Source organism: Actinomadura meridiana, from assembly GCF_039537545.1.
Classification (GTDB): domain Bacteria; phylum Actinomycetota; class Actinomycetes; order Streptosporangiales; family Streptosporangiaceae; genus Spirillospora; species Spirillospora meridiana.
Window position 1 is genome coordinate 194,189 of record NZ_BAABAS010000004.1, and the last position, 23,358, is coordinate 217,546.

36 protein-coding genes and 1 tRNA gene are annotated in these 23,358 nt (G+C 69.1%); 33 read left to right on the plus strand and 4 right to left on the minus strand.

Annotated elements, in window-relative coordinates; all coding sequences use genetic code 11:
* Positions 1–25: 25 nt before the first annotated feature.
* Positions 26–445 carry a hypothetical protein gene (locus ABD808_RS04675; RefSeq protein ID WP_344890286.1) on the plus strand — a complete coding sequence of 140 codons (420 nt, stop codon included), beginning with the start codon at positions 26–28 and terminating at the stop codon, positions 443–445.
* Positions 446–618: 173 nt separating this feature from the next.
* Here the strand turns inward: ABD808_RS04675 and ABD808_RS04680 are convergent, their stop codons facing one another.
* The 4 genes from ABD808_RS04680 to ABD808_RS04695 form a co-directional block, all read right to left on the minus strand.
* Positions 619–1,215: a hypothetical protein gene (locus tag ABD808_RS04680; protein ID WP_344890289.1), complete on the minus strand. Its 597-nt coding sequence runs from the start codon at positions 1,213–1,215 to the stop codon at positions 619–621.
* Positions 1,216–1,232: 17 nt separating this feature from the next.
* Positions 1,233–2,129, minus strand: a complete 897-nt coding sequence (locus ABD808_RS04685) for a hypothetical protein (RefSeq protein ID WP_344890292.1) — start codon at positions 2,127–2,129, stop codon at positions 1,233–1,235.
* A 215-nt stretch (positions 2,130–2,344) separates the two neighbouring features.
* Entirely contained in the window at positions 2,345–4,480 is a 2,136-nt protein-coding gene (locus tag ABD808_RS04690) for a hypothetical protein (RefSeq protein ID WP_344890295.1), read from the minus strand.
* On the minus strand, positions 4,477–5,796 hold the full coding sequence (locus ABD808_RS04695) for a TrbL/VirB6 family protein (RefSeq protein ID WP_344890298.1): 1,320 nt from the start codon (positions 5,794–5,796) through the stop codon (positions 4,477–4,479). Before ABD808_RS04695 ends, ABD808_RS04690 begins: the two co-directional genes overlap by 4 nt.
* A gap of 171 nt (positions 5,797–5,967) precedes the next feature.
* On the opposite strand from ABD808_RS04695, the gene ABD808_RS04700 reads away from it, so the two are divergent.
* The 32 genes from ABD808_RS04700 (at position 5,968) to ABD808_RS04855 (ending at position 23,272) form a co-directional block, all read left to right on the plus strand.
* Positions 5,968–6,246, plus strand: coding sequence for a hypothetical protein (locus ABD808_RS04700; protein ID WP_344890303.1), 279 nt, complete (start codon positions 5,968–5,970; stop codon positions 6,244–6,246).
* Positions 6,239–6,514: a hypothetical protein gene (locus ABD808_RS04705; RefSeq protein ID WP_344890306.1), complete on the plus strand. Its 276-nt coding sequence runs from the start codon at positions 6,239–6,241 to the stop codon at positions 6,512–6,514. Before ABD808_RS04700 ends, ABD808_RS04705 begins: the two co-directional genes overlap by 8 nt.
* 11 nt (positions 6,515–6,525) lie before the next feature.
* A complete protein-coding gene (locus ABD808_RS04710; RefSeq protein WP_344890309.1) occupies positions 6,526–6,966 on the plus strand; it encodes a DUF6221 family protein in 441 nt (146 codons plus the stop codon).
* Positions 6,963–7,100, plus strand: a complete 138-nt coding sequence (locus ABD808_RS04715) for a hypothetical protein (protein WP_344890312.1) — start codon at positions 6,963–6,965, stop codon at positions 7,098–7,100. Before ABD808_RS04710 ends, ABD808_RS04715 begins: the two co-directional genes overlap by 4 nt.
* Positions 7,097–7,360: a hypothetical protein gene (locus tag ABD808_RS04720; RefSeq protein WP_344890315.1), complete on the plus strand. Its 264-nt coding sequence runs from the start codon at positions 7,097–7,099 to the stop codon at positions 7,358–7,360. Before ABD808_RS04715 ends, ABD808_RS04720 begins: the two co-directional genes overlap by 4 nt.
* Before the next feature lie 8 nt (positions 7,361–7,368).
* Positions 7,369–7,662 carry a hypothetical protein gene (locus ABD808_RS04725; protein WP_344890318.1) on the plus strand — a complete coding sequence of 98 codons (294 nt, stop codon included), beginning with the start codon at positions 7,369–7,371 and terminating at the stop codon, positions 7,660–7,662.
* Between the two features lie 76 nt (positions 7,663–7,738).
* Positions 7,739–8,116, plus strand: a complete 378-nt coding sequence (locus ABD808_RS04730; RefSeq protein WP_344890321.1) for a hypothetical protein — start codon at positions 7,739–7,741, stop codon at positions 8,114–8,116.
* Between the two features lie 40 nt (positions 8,117–8,156).
* Positions 8,157–8,498, plus strand: coding sequence for a hypothetical protein (locus tag ABD808_RS04735; protein WP_344890324.1), 342 nt, complete (start codon positions 8,157–8,159; stop codon positions 8,496–8,498).
* A gap of 74 nt (positions 8,499–8,572) precedes the next feature.
* Complete coding sequence (locus tag ABD808_RS04740) at positions 8,573–8,806, plus strand: hypothetical protein (protein ID WP_344890327.1); 234 nt, start codon at positions 8,573–8,575, stop codon at positions 8,804–8,806.
* A gap of 81 nt (positions 8,807–8,887) precedes the next feature.
* Positions 8,888–9,250 (plus strand): DUF6011 domain-containing protein, encoded by a 363-nt coding sequence (locus ABD808_RS04745; protein ID WP_344890330.1) that lies wholly within the window; start codon positions 8,888–8,890, stop codon positions 9,248–9,250.
* A gap of 29 nt (positions 9,251–9,279) precedes the next feature.
* Entirely contained in the window at positions 9,280–9,711 is a 432-nt protein-coding gene (locus ABD808_RS04750) for a hypothetical protein (protein WP_344890333.1), read from the plus strand.
* 67 nt (positions 9,712–9,778) lie between these two features.
* Positions 9,779–10,117, plus strand: coding sequence for a hypothetical protein (locus ABD808_RS04755; protein ID WP_344890336.1), 339 nt, complete (start codon positions 9,779–9,781; stop codon positions 10,115–10,117).
* Positions 10,118–10,193: 76 nt separating this feature from the next.
* Entirely contained in the window at positions 10,194–10,589 is a 396-nt protein-coding gene (locus ABD808_RS04760) for a hypothetical protein (protein ID WP_344890339.1), read from the plus strand.
* A gap of 12 nt (positions 10,590–10,601) precedes the next feature.
* On the plus strand, positions 10,602–11,261 hold the full coding sequence (locus tag ABD808_RS04765; protein WP_344890342.1) for a DUF6292 family protein: 660 nt from the start codon (positions 10,602–10,604) through the stop codon (positions 11,259–11,261).
* Between the two features lie 195 nt (positions 11,262–11,456).
* Complete coding sequence (locus ABD808_RS04770) at positions 11,457–12,263, plus strand: ArdC family protein (protein ID WP_344890345.1); 807 nt, start codon at positions 11,457–11,459, stop codon at positions 12,261–12,263.
* A 73-nt stretch (positions 12,264–12,336) separates the two neighbouring features.
* Positions 12,337–13,038 (plus strand): hypothetical protein, encoded by a 702-nt coding sequence (locus ABD808_RS04775; RefSeq protein WP_344890348.1) that lies wholly within the window; start codon positions 12,337–12,339, stop codon positions 13,036–13,038.
* A gap of 70 nt (positions 13,039–13,108) precedes the next feature.
* On the plus strand, positions 13,109–13,477 hold the full coding sequence (locus ABD808_RS04780; protein WP_344890351.1) for a hypothetical protein: 369 nt from the start codon (positions 13,109–13,111) through the stop codon (positions 13,475–13,477).
* Positions 13,478–13,515: 38 nt separating this feature from the next.
* Positions 13,516–14,052 (plus strand): hypothetical protein, encoded by a 537-nt coding sequence (locus ABD808_RS04785; protein ID WP_344890354.1) that lies wholly within the window; start codon positions 13,516–13,518, stop codon positions 14,050–14,052.
* Positions 14,049–14,882: a DUF6094 domain-containing protein gene (locus tag ABD808_RS04790; RefSeq protein ID WP_344890357.1), complete on the plus strand. Its 834-nt coding sequence runs from the start codon at positions 14,049–14,051 to the stop codon at positions 14,880–14,882. The genes ABD808_RS04785 and ABD808_RS04790 overlap by 4 nt, the downstream gene beginning before the upstream one ends.
* A gap of 100 nt (positions 14,883–14,982) precedes the next feature.
* Positions 14,983–15,204, plus strand: coding sequence for a hypothetical protein (locus ABD808_RS04795; RefSeq protein ID WP_344890360.1), 222 nt, complete (start codon positions 14,983–14,985; stop codon positions 15,202–15,204).
* A complete protein-coding gene (locus ABD808_RS04800) occupies positions 15,201–15,416 on the plus strand; it encodes a hypothetical protein (RefSeq protein WP_344890364.1) in 216 nt (71 codons plus the stop codon). Before ABD808_RS04795 ends, ABD808_RS04800 begins: the two co-directional genes overlap by 4 nt.
* 135 nt (positions 15,417–15,551) lie before the next feature.
* A complete protein-coding gene (locus ABD808_RS04805; RefSeq protein WP_344890367.1) occupies positions 15,552–16,499 on the plus strand; it encodes a ParB/RepB/Spo0J family partition protein in 948 nt (315 codons plus the stop codon).
* Positions 16,500–16,800: 301 nt separating this feature from the next.
* A complete protein-coding gene (locus tag ABD808_RS04810; RefSeq protein WP_344890370.1) occupies positions 16,801–17,169 on the plus strand; it encodes a hypothetical protein in 369 nt (122 codons plus the stop codon).
* A gap of 112 nt (positions 17,170–17,281) precedes the next feature.
* Entirely contained in the window at positions 17,282–17,551 is a 270-nt protein-coding gene (locus ABD808_RS04815) for a hypothetical protein (protein WP_344890373.1), read from the plus strand.
* Positions 17,552–17,565: 14 nt separating this feature from the next.
* Positions 17,566–17,844 (plus strand): hypothetical protein, encoded by a 279-nt coding sequence (locus ABD808_RS04820; RefSeq protein ID WP_344890376.1) that lies wholly within the window; start codon positions 17,566–17,568, stop codon positions 17,842–17,844.
* Positions 17,845–17,941: 97 nt separating this feature from the next.
* A complete protein-coding gene (locus ABD808_RS04825) occupies positions 17,942–18,166 on the plus strand; it encodes a hypothetical protein (protein WP_344890380.1) in 225 nt (74 codons plus the stop codon).
* Positions 18,167–18,231: 65 nt separating this feature from the next.
* Entirely contained in the window at positions 18,232–18,642 is a 411-nt protein-coding gene (locus ABD808_RS04830) for a hypothetical protein (protein WP_344890383.1), read from the plus strand.
* Positions 18,643–18,698: 56 nt separating this feature from the next.
* Positions 18,699–18,773 (plus strand) — tRNA-Gly (locus tag ABD808_RS04835).
* Between the two features lie 32 nt (positions 18,774–18,805).
* Positions 18,806–20,218 carry a putative antirestriction adenine methyltransferase gene (locus ABD808_RS04840; protein ID WP_344890386.1) on the plus strand — a complete coding sequence of 471 codons (1,413 nt, stop codon included), beginning with the start codon at positions 18,806–18,808 and terminating at the stop codon, positions 20,216–20,218.
* Positions 20,215–21,129, plus strand: a complete 915-nt coding sequence (locus ABD808_RS04845; RefSeq protein ID WP_344890389.1) for a ParB N-terminal domain-containing protein — start codon at positions 20,215–20,217, stop codon at positions 21,127–21,129. The genes ABD808_RS04840 and ABD808_RS04845 overlap by 4 nt, the downstream gene beginning before the upstream one ends.
* Complete coding sequence (locus ABD808_RS04850) at positions 21,126–21,674, plus strand: hypothetical protein (RefSeq protein WP_344890392.1); 549 nt, start codon at positions 21,126–21,128, stop codon at positions 21,672–21,674. Before ABD808_RS04845 ends, ABD808_RS04850 begins: the two co-directional genes overlap by 4 nt.
* Positions 21,671–23,272: a hypothetical protein gene (locus ABD808_RS04855; protein WP_344890395.1), complete on the plus strand. Its 1,602-nt coding sequence runs from the start codon at positions 21,671–21,673 to the stop codon at positions 23,270–23,272. Before ABD808_RS04850 ends, ABD808_RS04855 begins: the two co-directional genes overlap by 4 nt.
* Positions 23,273–23,358 lie beyond the last annotated feature (86 nt).

Sequence of the window (23,358 nt, forward strand, 5' to 3'; positions counted from 1 at the left end):
GGCGCACCCAACCCGAGGAGACCGAATGCCCTGGACTCAACACGGCCACTGGATGGGCCCCGGCGTGGAGCCCGCCGAGGGTCGCCCCGACCCGGTAGCGAAGTGCACCTACAGCGCCTGCCCCTCCTGCCTACGCGACATCCTGCGCACACTCGCCCGCGAACCACACCTGCGATGGGACGAAACGTCCGGCCGCGTGATCGACCCGACCGGACCGTCTACAAGACCCACCCTCGTGATCACATTCCCCGAGATCGACGTGGACGCCGCCGTCGATCACCACAAACGGCTGAACGCCGCCGCCGAATCCCTCGGCCGAGCCGGAGCCACATGGAAGGTCAGCGAGGGCTGGTACTGCATCAACCTCAGGACTTGGGGCGCCGCTGACGAGCTCCAGGCTGAGGCCGTTCCACTCCCGCGCGGCTGGACGATGCGGATCAAGTGACCCCAGACTGTCGGAGCCCCGCGCTACCGTCAGCGCAGCGGACCCCGGACCAGACACCGGGCACCCGTCCACAGTGAAGGACCGGCCCGCGAACTTCTTTGGCGGGGGACGCGCGGGCCGTTCACACAGCGAACGCCCCCGGACCGCGCGGTCCGGGGGCGTCGACGTACAGGTCAGGGCATCCGCGAGGGCACATCGACATTCAGAGAAACCCGCCAGAGCGGATCATCGCCCTGGCGGCACTGCAACTCCAACCGCACCGGCTCACCCGCCCACTGCTGCCACCACTGCTCATCGCTCTGCCCCGTCCAGTGCGGCGCGCGGGTCTTCATCAGAGAGAACGGGCGGCGCTCACCGACCTGCAACGCGAACGGGGCGACGCCCCGGCCATGCGCGTCGGCACCGTCGGCGTACGGCCCGAACTGGTACGGCCCGTACACCTGCGCGGCGATCTCCTCAGCGCTAGGACCGGCAGGCGACACCGGCTCACGGCCTGGAACATCATCGCGGACACTCATGACGATCTCGTCCAGGCCGTTCAGCGGCACCGGCCCGGCCAGTTCCACCCACAGCTCGGCGCGGTCGATGTTGGCGGGGGCGGCAGTGACGACGAACTTCGGGGTGAGGTCGGCATGCCACCGTTCGGCTTCAAGGACGCTGACGGCCTGCCCTGCGTCGGCAGATCGGCGGGTGTGCCGTCCGGCGTACACGCCCACGGCGCCGGTGCTGATCATGCCTGCGGCGGACAGGGCAATTTCGGTGAGATCCACGGGCGGCATCGTACGGGTCAGGCGTCGGTGCCCGTACGGCTCGCGCCTTCCCCGTCCGTCTCGATCTCGGCCGCCGTACGCGCGGCCCGTACGGTCTTCTCGCACCATGACCGTCCCCACCCCGTACGCACCTCCAGATCGGCGTACACCGGCTCCCACGTACGGCCCTCCACGGTCGCCGTACGGATCTCCTTTGCGAGCATCCCGACCCAGTACGCACGCCCCTCACGTACGTCCCGTACGGGCGCGCTGACCTGCTCCGTACGGGTCGTACGGGCGGACGACACGGCGTCCGTACGCGGCGCCGTACATGCCTCCGTACGGCCCGCGCGTACGGCGTCCGTACGCACCCCACCGTCCGTACGCTCCAGCCCGTACGGCTCATCCCGTACGGCGCGCAGAACCGGACGCGCCTTCCGTACGGACGGCATCCCGACCTTCCGCTCACAGATCACCGGCCGCACCGTACGGACCGGGACGTCCGCCGTACGGGCCTGCGCCACCACAGCCGTACGCCGCGCCGAGATCACCAACGTGATCAGCGCCTCGATCGTCGACAGGTCCACCATCACCGGGAACACCCACCGCCACCCGTCACCCGCGAACGGCTCCACCGCAGCCGCCTGCGCCCGGATGCTCAGTGCCATGCCGAGCAGCATCAGCACGTACGTCAACGTCAACCGGAACCAGCCCTTCGGCGTGAACGCCGCCGAATGCGCCTGGAACGCCGCCAAGATGACCGGGGCCGTGCCGTACATGACGGCCAACGCGCCGAGCCACAACGTCACAGGCCCGCGGTCGCTCGCCTGGTCGAAGGCGTGCCAGAGGTTGACGCCGAGGCTGATCCCGCCGGCGACGAGCAGCGTCGCCCAGGCCATCCCGCGCCCGTGCGGCGCTCGATCGTGCGTGCTCATACCGTCCGTCCTCTCGGGGGTCCCACACCCCCCACACCCTCATCTGTGTGGTCAACAGAGGCTTGCAGAGGGCTCACACGGGGCCCTCGGGCCAGGGGTGTGGGGGGTGTGGGGGTGTGGTTTTCGCAGGTCAGCGGGCTAACGGGGGTGTGGGTGGGGGAGTGGGACCCACACCCCAACACACACCCCGGGTGTGGGAGGGTGTGGGCCCCCGGTCACGTCCATTCCGGCGGCAACTCCGGCGCGTCCGGCCGCCACCCGGCCACGCTCTCAGGCGCCACCAGGTCCCCGCGGCGGATCCGGTCGGCCGCCGCCTCCAGGTCCGCGCGCCGGTACCCCCGGCCCCGGCGGCCGTCGACCTTGAAGTCCGAGGGGAGCGGCCGGACGTCGAGCTGGCTGAGCAGCTGGCCGAGCAACTCGACCCGAACGCCGAGAGCGTCGGCCATGTCCCGGCTGTGCATCCGGTCAGCCGCCCGGAACGCGACCAGCGCCCGCACCACCAACTCCGGCACCACATCGAAGCCCTCGACGATCCGCTGGAACTCCGCGTCGGTGTCCCGGCCGGGGCCGCCGCCCGCGCCGTTGACGGCGTCGCGGAGCTTCTCGGCCGCCGCGCCGAGCCGGTCCATCGCCCCGCCGAATGACTCGGCCGCAGGCCGCTCCGACTCTGGCTCGGGTCGCGGCGGCCGCTCCGGATCCGGCCCACCGGCGGGCCCTGCGCCGGGACGTCCACCGGCCGCCGCGACCAGGTGCGCCGACCGCTCCCAGCGGTCCTCGAAGATCCGTGCCCAGTCCGGCGACATGCGCGCCGTCGCCTCGTCCAGCCGGGGCCGCCACGCCGACGTGGTGACCGCGACCTGCCGCACCGTCGACGGGAGGATCCGCGGGCCCTTGAACACCTTCGGCTGCCCCGACGCGATTCGGTAATGCCCGTACCCGGTGTGCGGTGCGTCCTCCGGCTTCGGGCGCCCCTTCCCGCCTGCCCATTCGAACAGGTACCCGAGAGCCTTCTCATCGTTGACCCGCATCGCGAGCCGGTTCGACACCTGCGCAAGCAACTCCGGCGGCACGTACGTGGACGTCGACCCCAGTGAGCACGTCAGCGTCGTGACAGCGGCGCCGCCGCCCCGGTCGTTGACCTGCCGGATCTGCTCGGTGATCTTGCGGTCCAGTGAACCGAACTCGTCCGTCACCAGGATGATCTGCGGAACCACAGGAGAGGCGTCGATCTTGTCGTCATCGCGGGCCGTGTTCGCCGCGTGGTAGTGCTTCTTGCGGAACTCGATCACCTCGACCAGCCATGCGCACATCAGCGTCGCCTCTTCCGGGGTGTCGGCGACCCACAGGATCGGCGAGTCTGAGATCTCGCCCGATGCCCACGGCATCAGCCACGGCAACGCGACCGCGCCGCCGTTGTAGTCGATCACGCAGACGACCGTGTTGTTGCACTCCAGGATCCGGCCCAGGATCGCGAGCAGTTCGTTGGTCTTCCCGGACCGTTTCGCGCCCGTCAGCAGCGTCGACTCGAACCGCATCGGCGCGACCGCCAGCGACCCGTCGCGGTGCACTCCAAACGGGATCGCGTCGATATCGCCCGGCATCTGCGCGGGAAGGTACGGCATGTCGTCGCGGAGCGCGTCGTGGGTGGCGACCTCAACCAGGCAGCGGCGCTTCGACGCGCCCGGCCCAACCTCGATGCCACAGCCCTCCGGCAGGTCGGCCGCCGACGCGAGCCCGTCCGCGTATGCGGCGATCGTCCGCCACGTCTCCCCTGTGGCCGGAAGCTGCACCTCCACCGTGTACCCCGTACACCGATCCACACCGTCCGGGCCCGGGAACACCCAGTCCTGGATCGCCAGCACCCGGCAGCCCTTGACGTGGGCGACCCGCTCGATCCGCCACACCCAGGTATCCGCGACCGTGTGGAGACGCTCCTGCTCGGCGACGTCGACCGCAGCGGCCTCCAGCTCCGCCTCCCGGACCGCGGCCCGCTCCACCCGGCGGCGGTCCATCGCCCGCACCGGCCGCCACAGCAGCCCCGCGCCGACCGCCCCAGCGGCCAGCGTCCATGCCACCGTCGGCGACCACCCGGCATCCACGGCGTGCGCGAGCCACGTCGAACCCCCGCTCACCGTCACCAGCCGATACGTCAGCCGGACCCGCGACGACCCGTCATACCGAGACCGCCACGCCACCACCCCCGCCACTACGGCGCCACCCCCCAGCACCGCATCGGGCGGCGCGTCCACCACGGGCAACGTCCCGACGATCGACGCCGCCGTCAACGCGATCGCCCCGTGCAGCGGCCCCGATGCGGGCCCGTGCCGCCACCTCCAGTCGATGCTGGTCATGACACGTTCCACCGCTCTTCGGACGGGCGGGGGGCGCGGTGCCGGTCCAAGTCCTCCACGTGCAGCCGCTCGATCGCCGGTTTGAGCTCCGCCGAAATCTGCGACATGTCGGCCTGCGCCTTTGCCATGGCGTCCACGAACTCGGCGATCGCCGGGTGCAGGGGCAGTTCGTTACGGCACCGGTCCGCCAACACGTTCAGCCCGCTGGAGATCGCGTCCAGCGCGTCGGGCAGCATTCCAACATCGGCGTACATCTGGACCATGCCGCCCGCGCCCGGTGGCGGCACGTACCGGCGGAACGCCTCCGCGAGTTCCTCTGCCGCGCTGACGAAGATCGGCGTGCCGCCGCTGTTGTTTCCCATGCTGTCCGCCCCTCCGGTTTGTCCGCCGGCCGCACTGGTGGGCCGGTCCACAGTCGTGTCGATACGCGGGTGTTCCCGGCCCTCGTCCTCGAGGGCGCCGCCGCGTCGCAGCGACACCAGCCACTGCGCGGCGTCGGTCAGGCTGGTGGCCCAGTCGTGGAACTGTCCGTAGATCCACGTCCCGATGCCGCAGGCCGCGTCGCCGAGCATCCGCCGCCACGCTCCGCGGGTCCGGGTGGTGCGGTGCGCGTCGCGGAGCGTCGCTCGCGCGGCGCGTGCAGCGCCACGGGGGGAGGCCCCGCCGCGTTTGGCGTCGCGTGCCGCGCGGGCCGCCGCACGCCCACGTGATGCGGCGGCGGTCGCGCGGTCCAGTCCGTTGCCACCGGCACGCGCCGCACGTCGCGCGGCGCGTGCGGTCCCGGCCAGTGCGGGGGAGGACGCCGCGCGCTTGCCCGCCGCGCCGACCCTCCCCGCGCCAGGGAGTCGCTTCCCTGCGCCAGGGAGGCGAGCCTGGCCTGCCCGTCCGGATGTCGCGGCACGCCTGCCTCCGCCGGACGACGGCATCCCCGTCCGTGACCGCGTGCGCCCCGCCGACCCGAACGACGCCGGGGCCTTCCGGCCCGCCGCGCCCGACGACCAGGGTCGGGTCCGCCGCGCTGCGCGCGCTTGCCGCCGACGCGCCACCACGGCCGTGCCTGCACCGACCACCCCGGCCGCGCCGAGCCCGACCGCCGTCCAGCCCCCGACCTGCCACAGCGCAGCGCCGACTGCTGTGACCGTCTCGGCGGTCATCGCGATCAGCGGGGCGGGTGTGATCCGCGCGGGCTGCGGTTTGTCGTCCTGGGCGTCTGGCGCAGGGGCGGCGGGCCTGGGCGAGTGCACGATCGGTTCGTCGGGGTCGGGTCGGGGTGCGGGCGGCGCGTCCTGGACGTCCGGGTCCGCGGTGTCCCGCATCGGTGCCCTCCAAGATTGGGGCGCCCCGCGGAGAAGCTCGGGGCGCCCTGGTCGTGGGTACACGTGTACCTTGGCGGTTTCACGGTAACCCGGTACACGTGCACCCACAACCGGTAACCCCCAGGAGGCCCTCCGTTGAAACCCACACGTGTACCTGTCACGATCTCTCACGTGCCCAACAAGCCCAGGCCAGGCCGCCGACACCGCTCCCTGGTGTTCTGGAACGGCCAATGGTGGGTCGCTCTGCGAATCGCGAAGAGGATGGGCACCAGCCGGAACGCCGTGACGGAGCAGATGTGGCAGTGGTACCTGCGGCTGCCTGGCGCCGAACTACCCGAACGCCCCCCGCCCGAGGTCATCGCGGAGGCATACACGGAGTGGTGCGTGGAGACCGGCGGCCCGGGGGACACAGAGGAGCCGATGCCGGAGGACGGGGAACGCGATGAGTAACAGGGTCAAACCGCTCTACCTGACCGGGTTCGCCGGGCTGCTACGCCGGATCGCCGACCGAATCGACGACAAGGGCGCCCCGCACTCCATGAGCAACTACACCTTCACCTTCGAGCGCGGTGAGGGCATCCGGTTCCGCGAGGACGGCAGGGGCTGCCGACTCTGGTACCTGGGCATGGACGACTATGAGCGGGCGCACGCGGAGGCGGACAAGCCTGCGCCTCGCGTCGACTGGGCGGCACTGGCGAAGGGGCGGAGGCGAGCCTGATAAGTGAGCTGGTGGAGTTTCTCAGTGCCCGGCTGGCCGAGGACGAGGCGGCGGCGACCGAGTGCGGTTACGTCCGCCGCACATGGGATGGCCCGTACGCGATGGACGACCAGTGCACCCGCGAAGCCGACCACGTCGGCAAGCACGGCCCGTGGCGAGCGCTTAAGCCAGCACCGCCGCAGACGCACCGGCAGATGACCGAACCCGAACGACGACGCGCGCGGGCCGAGGTCGCGAGCAAGCGGCGAATCCTGGACGAGCACTTCGGGTTCCTCAACCCGAGTGGACCGACCCGGGCGTGCAGACGATGCAGCGACCGCCGCGCCGACGACGACCCCCTAGTCCACGATGACCGGTGGGTGCGACTGGAGCCCGCCCCCTGCCTGACCGTGCGCCTGCTCGCCCTGCCGTACGCCGGGCACCCCGAGTACCGCGACGGGTGGCGGCCATGAGTACCGGCTTCAAGATGTGGATGGCCTTCTGCACCCTGCTCGGGTTGACCTTCTTCGGCGTCGTCATCTGGGCGATCATCCGACTGGTCACGCACTACACCCGATCGAACCAAGGAGCAGGGAGCAGGGAATGACCGACCGGGAACGCATCGCCAACGCGCTCGATATCGTCCGCGACGGCGTCGACGACGGCGCCCACCACAAGCAATGGGCCATCGACCAGATGGTCCGCGCCCTCACGGGCTGCCCCATGGTCGACGGTATCGCCCGCGATCACCGTGGCGAGCAGTTCACCTGCTCAGTGCGGGGCGAGTCGGAGGAGTACGTCCAGTTCGTCGCCGACTACAACGAGGGTGACGACGGCGACCTGTGGGAAACGGGCATCGCTCCATGACTGGTCATGTGAGTGAGAGCGTAGCGAGTGAGTTGGAGGGCACCGCCCGGATGGGCGAAGCCCTCGTCAAGGTGCACTTGGTGCCCGTGGAGGTCTTCGGCACCGAGTGCCCGACCTGCGAAACCGAGTTCGGCTACGGCCTGTGTGACGTCGCCGAACCCGGCTCGGACTGCAACCGGGCGTTCGGCCACATCTACCGCCGTGATGACAGCGACCAGCGTTACCGCAACCCGGCCGAGGTAATCACCGTCTTCGTCCCGCAGAGCGAGCTACCCAAGTTCGACCAGCGTTTCAGTAGCTGATCGAGCTTCCGAGCGAACCCAGTCGGCATCGACCCCCGATGGCCCGACGTGTTCTTTCAGTCGAGAGGAATGACCCGTGACCGACCAGATAGTCCTCAACGTCGTGAAGCGAGGCGCGGTCCTCCCCGTCACCCGGGATGCCCTCTTGGAGGCTGGTGTCATCGAGCCCACCCCGGCCGAGCGCGCCGAGATGGACCGCGCGGCCGCCGAGCACCAGCGCCGCGAAGCCGCCCGCGCCGCTCAACTCGCCGTCGTCCTCGAACAACTCGCCGCACTGGGTGACCCGCTGGCCCGCGCCGTCCTGGACCTCCACACCCGGGACACGTTCGGTGAGTGCCAGGGCTGTGACTTCGGCGGCGGGGAGGGTGAGCCTCCGGAGTGGCCGTGTCGCACCGTGGAGACCGTCGCGGCGCATCACGGGATCGACCTTGCGCTGGACGTGCGTGGCGACTGATGGAGGGCGACAACGTGATCAAGGAAGAGGCGCTCTGACCATGCACCCCTTCGAACAGAACCCCGATGCCCTCGTCCGCGTCTGCTTGTGCGACCTTTGGCCCGGCCACCACGCCCACACCGGCGACCGCTCCACCTGCGCATGCGACCGTTGCCTGCAACTGCGGGACACTCCGATCAGTGAGCGGCTCCGCGTCCGCATCCTCCCTGGCCGGAGTCCCTACGGCCAACGCCTCTGGTCGGCGGAGGTCTACGACCCAGCCGGGCGGCCGAACATGCGGGTCCTGATCTGGCACTCCTGGTGCCCGTCCTGGGACCAGGCGCGGCGGCGCGGGTTGACCACGCTGGGCGAGTACCGGTCCGGGCTCCGACCCGTGCTGTGATTGTCGCGGCGGAGAAGGTCGACCGGCACGAGATGCGGGTTGCTGCCATATGGATAGCGTGTGATGATGCCGACATGACCGGAGCGAAGGACCCCAAGATCGCCGCAGCGGCGGGTGTGAGGCACGCGCACAAGAAGCGGCTGGATGCGGAAGCGGCGGTGGTGCAGGCTGTGGCCGATGCGCGGAACGCTGGCGTGACGTGGGGGGAGATCGCGCGTGAGTTGGAGATGCAGCAGCCGAACGCGGTGCGGAAGTTTCGGCCGTTGCTGGAGGAGCGTCGTGAGGTGACGGTGCGGTCTAAGGGCTGATTCGACCCCCGGGTGTGTGGGTCCCGGGGGTTTCTTCAATCCCATCTTGCTATCAGAACGATAGGATGCTATCCTTAAGACATGAACCTGAGCGCCACCACCCCCAAGACCGCCACCTGCACCCGGTGCCGCGCCACCCTCCGCAGCGCGAAGAGCGTGGCCCGCGAGATCGGCCCCACCTGCGAGCGCCTCGCCCGCCAGGAGGCCGCCGCCAAGGCCGCCGGGTTCAAGGCCGCGACCGTCGAGAAGGCCCGCGAGCTGATCGCGGACGGCGGCATCGCGCCGCTCCGCACCATGAAGAGCGGAAAGCGCATCTTCCGGACCGCCAGCGAGCGGACCGGGGAGATCTACCTGACCGCCGCGCAGGGCTGCACCTGCCCGGCGGGCCTGCGCGGAAAGCACTCCTGCTACCACCGCGCCGCCGCCACCATGCTCGCCGCCTGATCAGACCCCCTACCGAAGGAGAGATCCACGTGACCGGCACGATGCGCCCCGAAGACTGGACCCACCCCGCGCTCACCGAACTGCCCTGGGAGCACACCGAGGCCGACAGGATCGGCGTCCACGGCGTCGCGCTCCGCGCGCAGGGCCGCCGCGAGGACTACGGGCCGAAGTACCACAGCGTCGACTGCTACTGCGGCTGGACCTCCGGCGACTGCACCACCGACCGCGAGGCGTTCGACGCGCTCGTCGCCCACGCCGTCCAGCCGCGCAAGGAGACGGACCGCGCGGACTTCGAGTGCGATGAGTGCTACGTCCACCCGGACGGGACGCGGCAGCAGGACGGCCTGACGTGCCCGTGCTCGGTCCGCGAGCCGGTCGGCGGGTGCCGCTGTCAGCCGAGCCCCGCCGAGTGGATGGGGCCCGCCTACATCCGCTCGGAGATCGCCGCTGAGGAGCTCTGACGCCCCGCCTCGGGCCCGGTACAGGACGCCAGACCCCACCAGACCACCTACTGGAAAGGACCTGACCATGACGGACTTCAAGGCCCGTGACCGCGTCCGTGTGACCCGTCGCCCGAAGGAGGGCGGGGTGTCGGTCTGGGAGGGCGTGCTCGTCACGGTCGCCCCGAACGGCGGGTTCCAGCTCGACGGCGTCCACCTCGGAACCGGCAAGCCCGAGCACGGCTACTTCTCCGACGCGGCGACCCTGCTGCGCCTGTACGGGTGCGTGCAGACGGTGGAGGTCCTCGCCGGTGACGCCGGGCCCGGTGACGCGGCTGCGGCTGCGGCCAGGTTGCAGGAGCGCGGTGACATCACGGCGCGGCGGCAGGCGTTCACGATCGTGCGGCGGCCGGTGCGGAGGCGCTGACGCTGCGCTGGGTGCTCCGCTGCCCCGTGGCGGAGCACCCAGCGTGACGGCAGACCTCCCAATCAAGGAGAAGCACATGGAGAAGATCGAGGACGGCTGCGCCGCGTCCGTATCGGACGCGGAGCTGTGGGACCAGCTGAAGCAGATGGACACCCTCCAGCGGTCGACGGTGCCCGACTTCGCGCAGCACCTGCGCATGGCGCAGGTGTGCGCCGCGATCTCCGAGGCCGAGACCGCCCCGGAGTGGGCGATCGCGCGGGCGGAGCAGGCGCAGGCGCACGCGGCGATCGCCGCGCTGCTGCGGGGCCAGTCCGAGACCGAGATCCGCGCCGCCGCACTGACGGCGGCCGCGCGGCTGGAGCCGTGGACGGACCGGTGCAACTCGGCGGACGCCCGCAACGACGAGGTCGCCGAACGGACGGTGACGATGGCCCGTCAGTTCGAGGACTACATCCGTGGCGAGAGCCGCTAGGAAGAGGAGCGCATGGACACGCAGATCACCCGCGAGATGGTGGACGGCTACGTCACCGCCGTCACGGCCGCGCTCAAGACGGCCGGGCACAAGCTCGACGACCCGTTCATCGACGACCAGGACGACATGGTCGTCAGCATCATGATCGGCATCCCGGATGCCTTGACCGACGAGCACGAGCGTTTGGGCTTGGCTCTGCTGTGGGAGCCGGGGGACGGGTGGGTCATGGCCTTCATGTCGCACCGTTACGGAAACACGGTTCGGGTCACGGGTCACACGGACCCGCGGTTGGGTGTCGTCCCGGCGCCGGATGTCGTCGTGCGGTCGGTCGCGGCGGTCCTCGCGGACGGCGACCCGAGGGCGGGCCGGATCGTGCCGGGTCCGGTGGAACTGCTCGCCGCGTACGCGGACGGGGAGACGCCGGAGGCCGCGCGCGTGGACCTGGTCGCGGAGAGCGAGCGGACTGGGTCATTCGACTACTGCATCATCTGCGGGGCTACGGACGTGGCGCACCGCGCGCTGTACGTCCGGACGGTGCTGAGCACCACCACGATCCGGGTGGCGTGGTGCTCGGCGGCCAGGTGCCAGGAGGACCGCGAGCGGTCGGCGGTGAAGTCGGTGCCGGTGGCTGCCGGGCCGGGCGGTTTCTATGGGGTGGTGGACGCCTGGTAGCCGCCGCGCATGAAGGGCCCCGCACACCTCCACTGGGGGTGTGCGGGGCTTTTCTGTGTCGGCGGTTGTTTGGTTGCGGCGGCATTGCTTGCCCTTCCTGGATATGCAGATATCCGAATGGCATAAGACTGTCATTGTGATATACTTATGGAAGTAGGAAACACAGAAACCAGCGACAAAGGGAAAGGCCCAACAATGGCCGCATCGACCCGCAGGCGCGAGGCCGCACAGAAACGAGACACCGAACTGCACGCCAGCGCGACCGCCCTCCTGGACGACGTCGAAGCCAGCACCCGCCTCGCCGCGCTGCTAGGCCACGCGCCCACCCTCATGCGGTTCTCGATCCGCAACCAGCTGCTGTTGCAGACGCAGGCCGACGAAGCGGGCATCGCCTTGTCCGACGTCGCGACGTACAAGCAGTGGCGGCAGGTCGGCCGCCAGGTCCGCAAGGGCGAGACGGGCATGTGGATCATCCGGCCGAGCAGCCGCAAAAGCGAGGCCAAGGACGGCGACGCCTCCACCGGCCGCGACGAGCAGGCCGAGGACGCCGGGCGGAACGAGGAGACGGGGAAGCCGGTCGGCTTCCGGGGAATGGTCGTGTTCGACATCTCTCAGACCGACGACGTGTTCGACGACGCGGACCAGGTGACCGTGGACCCCGAGACCGGGGAACGCTCGGTGCGGGTGGGCCCGGTCGTGCTGTCCGAGGCCGACGCGAACGACGCCAAGGTGGCGCGGGAAGCCCGGCCGACCGGACCGGCCGCGCTGCTGGGCGGCCTGCGGGACGCGGCCGAGGCCGCAGGGTACGACGTCTCGACCGGCGACGTCGCCGAGATCGACGTCGACGCCCGGCTCCTGACCCTCCCCGGCGAGCTGACCCCCGACACGATCGCGCCGGTGATCGACGCCGCACGCAGGCTCGCCGCATCGCAGAGCAAGACCCGCAAGGCCGCGCGCACGCCCAGCGCGGCCGAGGACACCGAGGAGATCACCGTCCTGTGACCCCGCCCAGGTGCCCGCCCCGCCCGAATCGGGGCGGGCATTCGGCACGCTCATTCTTCCCCCGGAGCACGCGATGACCGCGAAGAGACTGAGAATCAACATCCCCGGATTCGGGGCCCTGACCGGCCGCTACCAGCACGACTGGGCGACCGGCGCGACGACCTACACCGTGACCGGCCCCCGCGTCGCCGGAACGTTCGTGATCCGCCACAACCCGAGGACGCTGGTGCCTGTCCCCGGCGCCGACCGGAACCGCGGCGCGAGCACGCCGTGCGAGGTCCTCGACGTCGACGCACCGCAGGTTCACGTCCAGTACGGCGGCGGGAACAAGCCGGACTTCCTGGACTACGAACGCGATGACCTACCGCGCGTGAACGGCATCACGCTGTGCGGCGGTACGGGGATCGACGTCGACAGGATGCGTGAGCGGCGGTTGCGCGGCCGGGACGTGAACGTTCGGCGCGGCCGGTATTACCGCTCGGTGCCGGAGGCGACGCAGGAACGTACGGCGGTTGTGCTGCACGGTCTGGTCGCGCATTGGGCGGGCCGCCCGGAGAACTATGCGCTGCGGCTGGCGTGCTGCCGGGATTACGCCGCTGACCGGGGTCGCGTCGCTAGCGCGAAGCTCGGGGTCGATCGTGCTTGGGAGCGGGTGGAGGTGGCGCGGCGGGAGCTGGAGCGGGAGCAGGCGTGGGTGGGTCAGTTGGCGGAGGCTGCGGCGATGCCGCCTGCTGTTGTTGCTGGTGGGGAGGCTGGCGGCGACAACCCCAATTGATGTTAAGTAGATAGTCTGCTATCATAACGATATGAATCTTCTTTCCTTTCCTCCCCCGAAGGAGCCCGCCATGCCCACCATCCCCGCCCCTGGCGACGTCCAGGTCGCCACCGGCTTCCCCGAGGTCAACACCTACCGGGCCGCCCGCGACCGCGTCCCGGACCTGAACGCCGCCATCCGGCGCGCCGCCCGATACCAGGAATGGGTGATGGACAACTACCTCACCACCACCCCGGCCGGACGCGAAGGCCGCGCCAGCGCGCAGGCCCGCCTCGACCAGGCACGCGGGGCGCTGGCCGCACACATGGACGAACTGCCCGCGCTCGGCGAGGCCGCCAAGCAGACGCAGCTCGCCGCGACCGCACGCGCGGAACAGGCGCTGAAGACACGGATGGGGTACCGGGCCGCCGCCCGCGCCTGGTACCGCGACCAGCTCTGACGAAAGACACCCAACCGCCGCCCTCGAGGGAGAGTGAGATGCCCACCTACCTACCGGTCCCCGCCGATTGGGGCCGTTCACCCGACGGCAAGGGCTGGAACCGGCTCAGCCTCAACGCCCACATCGGCACCCCGGCGGGACGCTGCTCACTGGTCCCGATCACGGCGTCCGCCTACTGGGAGACCATGAACCGGCGCCCCTGCGCGGAATGGGGCAGCTGCTACGGCCGCTGCCCCCGGTCACCAACGTGGCTAGGCGGACCGTGGCCTGACTGCTCCACCTGCCCCATCCAGGGCCGCCGCACGCACCTTGAGGCATTCGATCCCCGCGTGCTGGTCCGCTACTTCCCTGAGCGGGGCCACCCCGACCAGCAGGCCGAGACGGCGCACCTCATGAACCGGCCCGACGACTTCGACTCCCGGAGCCAGTGGTGGACCTGGGCGGACCTGGCGGCCCTTGAGGGTTGGGTGTTCGACGGCACTCACGTCGACGAGTTCTCACGCGGCTACTGGATCCGGTGTGTCTGGCCTCCGACGGACAGGGGCGTGTACGGCAGGAAAGGAGCAGTTCGATGAAGATCCCCGAAGACGTCCTGGCGGTGCTCGCCGACCAGCGCACCGTCATCGACGGTAACCGCGTGCGGATCGGGCTCGAACTCGAACGCGACCTGTACCAGCGGGTCGACAAGATCCTCAAGGAGGCGGGCGGCAAGTGGGACGGACGTAAGAAGGTTCGCGCCCACGTGTTCCGCCACAACGTCGAGGATCTGATGCACCACGCGATCCTGGCGGGCGAGTTCGTATCCGCGCGGGACCTCGGCTGGTTCCCCACCCCGCCCGCAGTGGTGGAGGAGATGCTCCGGCACGCCAGCGTCAGCGAGAACCGCCCGGGACTGACGGTGCTGGAACCGTCGGCGGGAACCGGCGCGATCGCTGGCCCGGCCTCCGCCCGGGGCGCGATGGTGGACTGCGTCGAACTGGACGAGCACCGGGCCGCAGCCCTGACCGAGCGGTGCCGCCCCAACCGGGTGGTGTGCGGCGACTTCCTCCGCCTGGACCCGCTCGACTATCAGCAGGGGTTCCAGCGAGTGCTGATGAACCCTCCATTCAAGGACGCGCTCACTCACGTCGACCACGCGATCGGTTTCCTCGGTGACGACGCGCTGCTCGTGTCCGTCCTGCCCGAGAGCGTCATCTGGCGGAGCGACCGGGCGCACACCGAGTTCCGTCAACTCGTCGAAACCAGCGGCGGCACGTTCGTGTCGCTCCCTACTGACGCTTTCGAGTCGGTGGGCACCAGGGTCCGCACTGTGCTGGCCGTACTACCGACCGGCGAGCTGGGCGCCTTGCGCACCCATTCGTGGCATCGGTCGCGGCCTCGGCAGGCTTTCCTGTTCGACCTCTAGCCTCCTCCGCTGCGGGGGCAGGGGCACCGGGCCCCAGGATGAAGGCCGGATGGACTCCGGCGAACGACGTCATGACTATCAACGAGAGGAGAGGACGCACATGACCACGACCATTCCCGACGGGTTCCCACCCGCCCAGCCCGAGTCCGGGGGCATCGTCGCGCGCATTGACGCGGTCGACCAGCTGGCCGAGCTGCTGGGTACCGTCCCGCGCTGGGCGGACGGCGTCTACTACGCGGCAGCCGCACGCGGGGGCGAGGTGGTGGCGGTCGGGGTGCTGCTGCCGGCGCCTCCCGCTGAGATCGAGGGGGTGGCGTGGTGAGCGGGCATGCCGAGCTGGCCGCGCTGCGCCGGGCCCGCGCGGCCCGGCTGGCTGCGGAGGCCGCGGAGACGCGGGCCGTGGTGGACGCCCGGCTCGCGGGTGTGCGGTGGGAGGACATCGCCGTGGAGTTGGAGATGCAGCAGCCGAACGCGGTGCGGAAGTACAAGCGGTTGGTGGAGGAGCGCCTGCGGGAGGGGCCCCGGGACGGCTGATCGGGTGGGTGGCGATTCGGGTGTGGGAATGGCGGATTCTTCTGCCCAATTCCCATGACCGAATTGCTATCATGCTGAATGTGCTATATCATAAGTATATAAGAAATCAGATCTTCCCCCCCACCGGAGGCCGCAATGTCCGCCAATAAGACCACTCACCGCACCATCCCCGTTGACCGCATCGACCCCGACCCCGACCAGCCCCGCAAGCGCTTCGACCCAACCAAACTCAACCAGCTCGCCGCCTCCCTCAAAACGGTCGGACTGCAACAGCCCGTCCGCGTCCGCTACCGCCCGGCCGACCGCCGATACACCCTGATCATGGGCGAGCGACGGTGGCGCGCCGCCCAGCTCGCCGACCTCACCGAAATCGACGCGGTGGTCGAGCGCGGCGACAAGGCCACGTTCGTCCAAAGCGTCGTGGAGAACACGGCACGCGCCGACATGACCCCCATCGAAGAGGCCGCCGCGTTCAAACAGCTCATCGACGACGGCATGACCGCCGAGGAGGTCGCCGAAGCCTGCGCCAAGAGCGTCCCCTACATCACCTGGCGCATCGACCTGCTCCGGCTGACCCCCGCCGCGCAGGAAGCAGTCTCCAAAGGCCACCTGTCGGTCGGCCTGGCCTGGGAGATCTCCGAACTGTCCGCCGACGTTCAGAGCCGGATACTGGGCCAGTGGAGCCGTGGGGAGTTCACCGGAACCCGTGAGGCGGTCGAGGTCGCCAAGGCGTGCCAGCAGGTCGAACAGCAGCGGGTCGAGGGAATGTTTGAGGTCGACGAGCCCAGCGAGGAGGCGAAGACCGAGATCCGGCGGCGCCGCGACGGGTTGACCTCCAAGTTCGATCGCCTCGCCGCAGCCGGTGAGATCCTCGCCGAGTTCGCCGCCACCGACCCGGCCGACCTCGCGCAGCTCCTGGCCGGCGTCCACGGCGGCGCCAGCGCCTACCAGGACCGCACCGAGGCGCTCTACAGGGTCGCCGGGAAGGCGGCCACGAACCTGCGGAAGGCCGCCGCGATCGCGGCAGCGGCGACCATGCTGGCCGACACCGAGGAGGACGCCGAGGTCGCGGCCGAACAGTGAGGGAACCACGCGAGGGCACGCCAGCGCCTGCTGGCGCGCCCGAGGGCGAGAGGAGATGACAATGGAGGCTTTCGAGATCCTCGGCTTGGCCGCCGACATCATCGAGCGGAACGGGTGGACCTCCGGCGGCCGGCGGGTGTGCGTCGTCGCGTGTTTCGCCTGGGCAAGAGGTCCTGTTCACCGACGGATTCTCTTTGTGATTCGGGCCTATTTTCCCCGTCCAACACTTGCTATCAAATAGATAGCAGACTATAGTATAGGTATAAGAACAAAACGGAAACAAAACAGAAAGGCCACCAAAATGACCGAGATGATCGAAAAGGCGCTCACCCGGTACTCGGCGTCCGCCCTCAACCAAGAGGCCAAGGCGCAGGAGGAACTCATCACCTACCTCCGCGACCGTCGCCCCGGATCCTTCTCCGCCTCGCCCATGCGCAAGGTCGTCGAGACGCAGGGCAAGGCGCTCCCCTGGCACCGCATCAACCAGATGCGGGAGAACGGCAAGGCCCTGATCGAAGCCGCCCGCGCCGAGCGGGACTACTGCTTCAAGGTCCTGGTCGAGTTCGGCGAGCCCCGCCACAGCTGCGGGGTCTCCGACGAAGTCGAGGTCGCCAACCGCGACGGCGCACGCGCCTTCATCAGCACCACCGAGGGCCTTCTGGACGACTGACAGCCCCCGTTGACGCCACTCCTGGAACATAAACCACAAACTGCCCGCGACAGGCGGCATCCGGGTTCGAGCCCGGGGCGGGCGCCGCAGCAAAGGTGCGAGAGGAGCCGACATGACAACCAAACGATTCGATGAGATCCAGCCCTCCGAATGGGTCCTGGCCGCGAACTTCCACGGCATCAAGGCATGGCGGCTCGTGGCAAAGTCGGAACTCACCGGCCACGGCCAGGCCGACGGCGACGGGTCCGTCCGCCGCTACTGGGGGCTGACGTTCGCCACGGGCGAGGCCGCGATGCAGCCATACGAGGACGGCATCCACCCCGTGTTCAGCTACACGACCATCCTCGGGTTCCCCGAGGAGTCCGTGACCGTCCGCGGATAAGAGAGGAGTTCGCAATGCAGAAGACGCCGCCCCTCGGCCAGTGGATCCACTGCCGCGCGCACCACGACCCGGTGAAGGTCGTCACGGTCCAGGACACCCTGACCGGCACCGAGGTGCTGGTCCGCACGATCCGGGGCGATGACCGCACCATCGCGCTGGACGACCTCGGCGAGTGGGAGCCCGCGGCCGCCCCGGACCTCACCGCGCCGACGGGCACGCAGCGCGGCCAGCAGGAGGCGCTGTTCGCCGAGAGGGGCACGGACAAGTACGGAAACCAGGATCTGTTCTCGTGATTCCGGCCGATAATTCCCCGTCCTATATTTGCTATCATTGAGATAGTTCACTATGCTATGAGTATAAGAACAAACGGAAACAGAAAGGACACCGAAAATGATCAGCAAAATCGGTGAGATGAACGACAACGGCATCTACCCCAGCCCCTCCGGCCTCACCGGGATCGGGATGCACAGCGCGGCACGGATCGCCCTCCGCGACCTAGCCCGCGCCGGAAAGGTCATCGCCTTCCGGATGGACGGCGAGTACTTCGTCCGCCTCGCCCTGCCCGGACGGCCGCTCCCCGCCAACTCCCGCCGCGCGAACTGGCCCTCCGCCTGACCCCTGGGAGCAGGGCGGCCCGCCCTGCTTCCATGGCCATACACCCGGAACTGATTAGGACCCCGATGATTCTGCCCCTGGCCACCTGCTCCTACGCGGAGTTCACGCCCAGCATGGGCGTCCCCGTCCGCTCGACCGTCGGCGCGCCCCGCTACCGGCTGCCCTACAAGCTCGCCGGTCACGCGAAACTCATCACCCCCACACGGCCGATGCTGAACCTCGAACGGGCCCCGTACCGTCACGCCTACACCGAACTCCTCGACGGTCACGGCGCCGACAACATCGCCGCCGAGCTCACCGAGATCGCCCGCACCGCCGACGCCACCCCCGGCGACCGGCTGGTCCTGCTGTGCTTCGACGTCCTGTCCAAACCCGACGTGTGGTGCCACCGGCGGATGTTCGCGGTCTGGTGGCTCGCCCAACACGCGCAGGAAGTGCCCGAGCTGGGGAAGACGACCCCGCGGCTGCTGTTCTAGAACTGATCGCCGTCTCGGCTACCATCAGTTACACACGGCTGGTGGTAGCCGATTCCGCGTCGGAGGTGTAACGGCCGCACACCCCCCACCCCAGGGGGGAAGACCAGGTTCAACCCCTGGCCGACGCTCCACAAGGCCCCGCCCGGACGAGGGGAGGCGGATCGTGTTCCACGGTTCGATCCCCGCGGACATGTGCCGCATCGTCCGCGAACACGTCTCTCTGTGGACCGACGTCACCGACGTCTACAACGCGTGCTGCGGCAACTTCACCGTGGAACGGACCATCGCCACCCTCGGGAAACGGTTGCACTCCTGCGACGTGCTGCTGTACTCCACGGCGATCGGCTCCCACTACTCCGGATCACCCCACCCCCTCAACCTCTCACAGGCCGCCCTAGACGAGTTCCCGTACCTCGCCACCCACCACCAAACCCCTGCGGACAGGCTCGCGAACCTTCTGCTGTGCACCCGCCTCGCGCCACTCATGGGCAAGTCGAAGTCGAACGCGTACTGGGACAAGATGCGGCGGGCGTACGAAACCCAGTGGCCGGACCTGCACGCCAAGACGAAAGCGAAGATCCTGGCGGCGGAGGAGACGTTCACGCTCGCGTCGTACACCGCCGAGGACGCGATGACGTGGGTGGAGCGGATCCCACCGGACGCCGGGGTGATCTCCTACCCGCCGTTCCACGGTGCCGGTGCCGCGTTCGTCCGAGACTTCGCCAAGCTCGAAGAAATGTTCGAATGGGAGCCACCCGGGTTCCAGATCATGGACGACCCCGAACTGGAACAACTGATCGAACGGATCACCGACCGGGACCACTGGCTCCTCGGCACCAACGAACAGATCCCGCACATGGCCGAACACCTGCGAGGCAAGACGCGCACCACCAACCGCGGCATCCCGATCTACGTGTACGCCAAGGACGGCCCGACCCGGATCGTCCAGCCACGCCAGAAAACCGAGGCGTGGCCCGGCCCGCACCTCGCAGGCGACCCGATCGGCGACACCCCCAGCCTCGCCGTACTCACCAGCGGACAGTTCGCGGCGCTCCGCTCCGCGTACATGAACGCCAACATCCGACCCGGCGCCGAGTCCCTCGCCGTCGCCGTCCTCGTCGACCAAGTCCTCATCGGAGTGTTCGCCTACTCCTGGGCACCGACCCTCGGGAACTGGTCCTACCACCTGCCGCAACAGCCGACCGTGTACATGCTGTCGGACTTCCCCGTCTCGACCAGCCGCTACGCCAAACTGTCCAAACTGGTCGTGATGGCGGCCCTGTCCCGGGAAGCGCAGCACCTCGCATGGCGGCACGGCCACCGCCGCTACCAGTCCCTCGCCACCACCGCATACGCGAAACGCCCAGTGTCGATGAAATACCGGGGTGTGCTCCGCCTCCTCAAACGCGAGGAGAACAAAGCACTACAGGAAGAATGGTCGGCCGGCCTGTCACCATCCGACTCCTACTACGCGCAACCGTACGAGCTGCAATACGGCGGCCCGTTCACCGGCAAGCCCCTCACCGACGTGCTCGCCGAGTGGAAAAAACGCTACGGCAAGGACCTGAAACCATGAAGATCGAAATGGTCAAAGGGGACCCGGCGACGTTGACGCTGCTCCAGCTCAACGCCCGGTTCATGCGGCACGAACAGTTCCAGCAACTCGTCGCGAACCTCCGCCGCGACCAGGCCCTCACCAGCACCCCGTTCGTGTGGGTCAACCCCGACACCGGGCAGAGCATCGTCCTGTCCGGCAACCACCGGGTGAAGGCCGCCGTGGAGGCCGGGCTCGAAGAGATCTACTGGCTTCAAACCTGTGACCCGCTCCCCGAGGGGCAACGCCTCGGCCTCCAGCTGTCCCACAACGCGATCGTCGGAGAGGACGACCTCGCGATCCTCAAAACCTTGTATGAGCAGATCGAAGAGGTCGACTGGCGCGAATACGCCGGCCTGGACGACGCGGTACTGGAACTCCTCGCCGAACTCGACACACCGTCACTGTCGGAAGCGAACCTGACCTTCCAGACCCTCGCGATCGTGTTCCTCCCCGAGGACCTCAAGACCGCCAAGGACGTCCTCCAAGACGCACTCACCATCACCTCCGGCGCCGACAGCGTGTGGATCACCCAGCTCCGCCAGTACGACGAGACGATGCGGGCACTCGACCTCACCTCCAAATCGTTCGACGTCACCAACGTCGCCACCGCCCTCGGCATCATCCTGCGACTGTTCCACGACCACGCCGCAGACCTGAAAGAAGGCTGGTTCGACACCCGGACCGGCACCGCCCACCACAACGGCATGGCGCCCCTGGCCACGCTGTTCCACACCGACGCGATGCCCACGAAATCCGCCGCGCTGGTCGAGCGGGCACTACGCAAGGCCGTGTCCACCGGCGACATCCCCGCAGAGCACCGCCACAAAGCCCTCGAACTATGGGCCCACGCCTACCTCGGTGACACCGATCCCACGCCGGTGACGTCATGAGCGGCCCGACGCCCCTCGACCTCGACCCCGACACCGACCCCTGGGAACAGCAGCCCGAGGAGTCCCTGACGCGCTACAACCAGTTCTGCACGTACCGGGACATGGGCCGTGCCCGGACACTCCGGAAAACCGCCGCAGTCCTGACCAAGAACGACCGGTACATCCGGGACGTCGCATCGGCGTTCAAATGGCGGGAACGCGCCGCAGCGCATGACCGGCACCTCGATGAACTGCACGTGCTGCAATGGCTCGACGAACGCCGCAAGACCGCCGAAGCCGACGCGAAGATCCTGGCCGCCACAGCGGGCAAGGCCGTCCAATGGCTCCAGCAGCTCGACCCGCGGAAGATGTCCGACGGCGACGGGATCCGGCTCCTGGACGTGCTGATGCGGCAGCATCGGGCGCTGCTCGGAGATAACGCTGTCACCATCAATGCGACGGTCCGGCAGGTCGATTCCCGTGACGCCGAACTGGTCGAGATGATGAACGAGGCACTGGCCCGGGACGCGGCGCAGGTCGACGACTCCGGTCAGAGCGGACCGTGACCGGCACGGCTGTCCTGGGCGGCTATCTGGCCGGGGTGGACGCCGGGAACTTCGACCACCTGGTCTACCTCCAACGGGTGATGCGTGACCTGCCCGGCGGGTGGAGCGGGGACGAGCGGATGCTGAAGACTCCGGCGGCGCGCCGCGCGGCGACCCGGAACGACCCTCTGCTGTTCGCGCTGGTGTACCTGCGGCACCTGCTGAAGGCCCCGGATGGGGGCGTCACGTTCGGGGACGTGCACCTGGGCGTGTACCGGGACGCGTTGGAGTTGGCGCACCCGGCGGGGCCGAAAGAATCACGTCGCGCGTACGCCGCTCCGCGTGGTTCGGGAAAGAGCACAACGGCGTTCTTGATCGTGCCGTTGTGGGTGGCGTGCCACCACTCGGACGTGTCGGGGTTCATCGCGGCGTTCTCGAACTCCGGGACGCAGGCGCAGGACCACCTCGCCGGGGTGCGACGGGAGTTGCAGTCGAACGAGCTGATCCGCCTGGACTACCCGGAGCTGTGCCAGCCCGTCATCGACTCGAAACAGATGCTGTTCACCCGGTCCGGGTTCGCGTTCTCCGCGCGCGGTATCGACTCCGGTGTGCTGGGGTTGGTTGACCCGCGGAACCGGCGCCCGGCGATCCTGCTTCTCGACGACATTGAGGCCGAGGAGGGCGCCGGGTATTCGGTGTACCAGGCGGAGAAGCGGCTCGGGATGCTGCTGAACGGGATCTTGCCGATGAACGACCGGGCTCACGTCCGGGTGATCGGTACGACCACCCTGGCTGGTGGGATCATGCACCAGCTGGTGAAGGCGGTGACGGAGCCGGGCGACCCGGCCCGGTGGATCGCTGAGGAACGGTTCCGGACGACGTACTTCGCGCCGCTGGTGAAGACCCCCGATGGGGGTGACCGGTCGGTGTGGCCGGGCCGCTGGCCCACCGCGTACCTCCAGTCGATTCGGCACACCCGCGTGTACGCGAAGGCGTTCGCGAACCGGCCGGTCCGGATGGATGGGGACTACTGGACGCCGGAGGACTTCCGGTACGGCGACGTCTCCGACACCGCCCGGGTGATCTTGCAGATTGACCCGGCGGTGACCGACAAGAAGACCAGCGACTTTTACGGTCTGGCTGTGGTCGCGTACCGGCCGCCGGACCTGACCAAGGCCGGTGACGACGAGATCGTTCTTTCGACCGAAGCGTGGAAGCCGCGCCCGGACCTGCCGTTGTGTGTGGTGCGGCACGCCGAGCAGGTCAAGCTTCCGCCTGCGAAGCTCCGCGACAAGGTCCTGGCCCTCCTGGACGCCTACCCGGAGGTCGGCGCGGTCCGCATCGAAACGAACCAGGGTGGCGACCTGTGGAAGTCGGTCCTGCACACTTTGCCTGTTGACCTGCTCGTGCATTCGGAGTCGCTACCCAAACAGGTCCGGGCGGCGACGCTACTCAACCACTACCAGCGGTACCGGGTGTTGCACGCCCGGCCGCTGCCGGAGGCGGAGGACCAGATGACGTCGTTCCCCGACGTCCTGAACGACGACTTGATCGACGCGATCGGCGCCGGGGTCGCGTTCTTCCTCGACGCGAAGAAGACGAGGCTGCGGTGGCTGTGACCCGGAATGCGGGACGATGGCGGCATGGTCGACTGGGCAGGGCGGCGCTCGTGAGGTGGCGTCGCCCGGCCGTGGTCCGTCCGGCT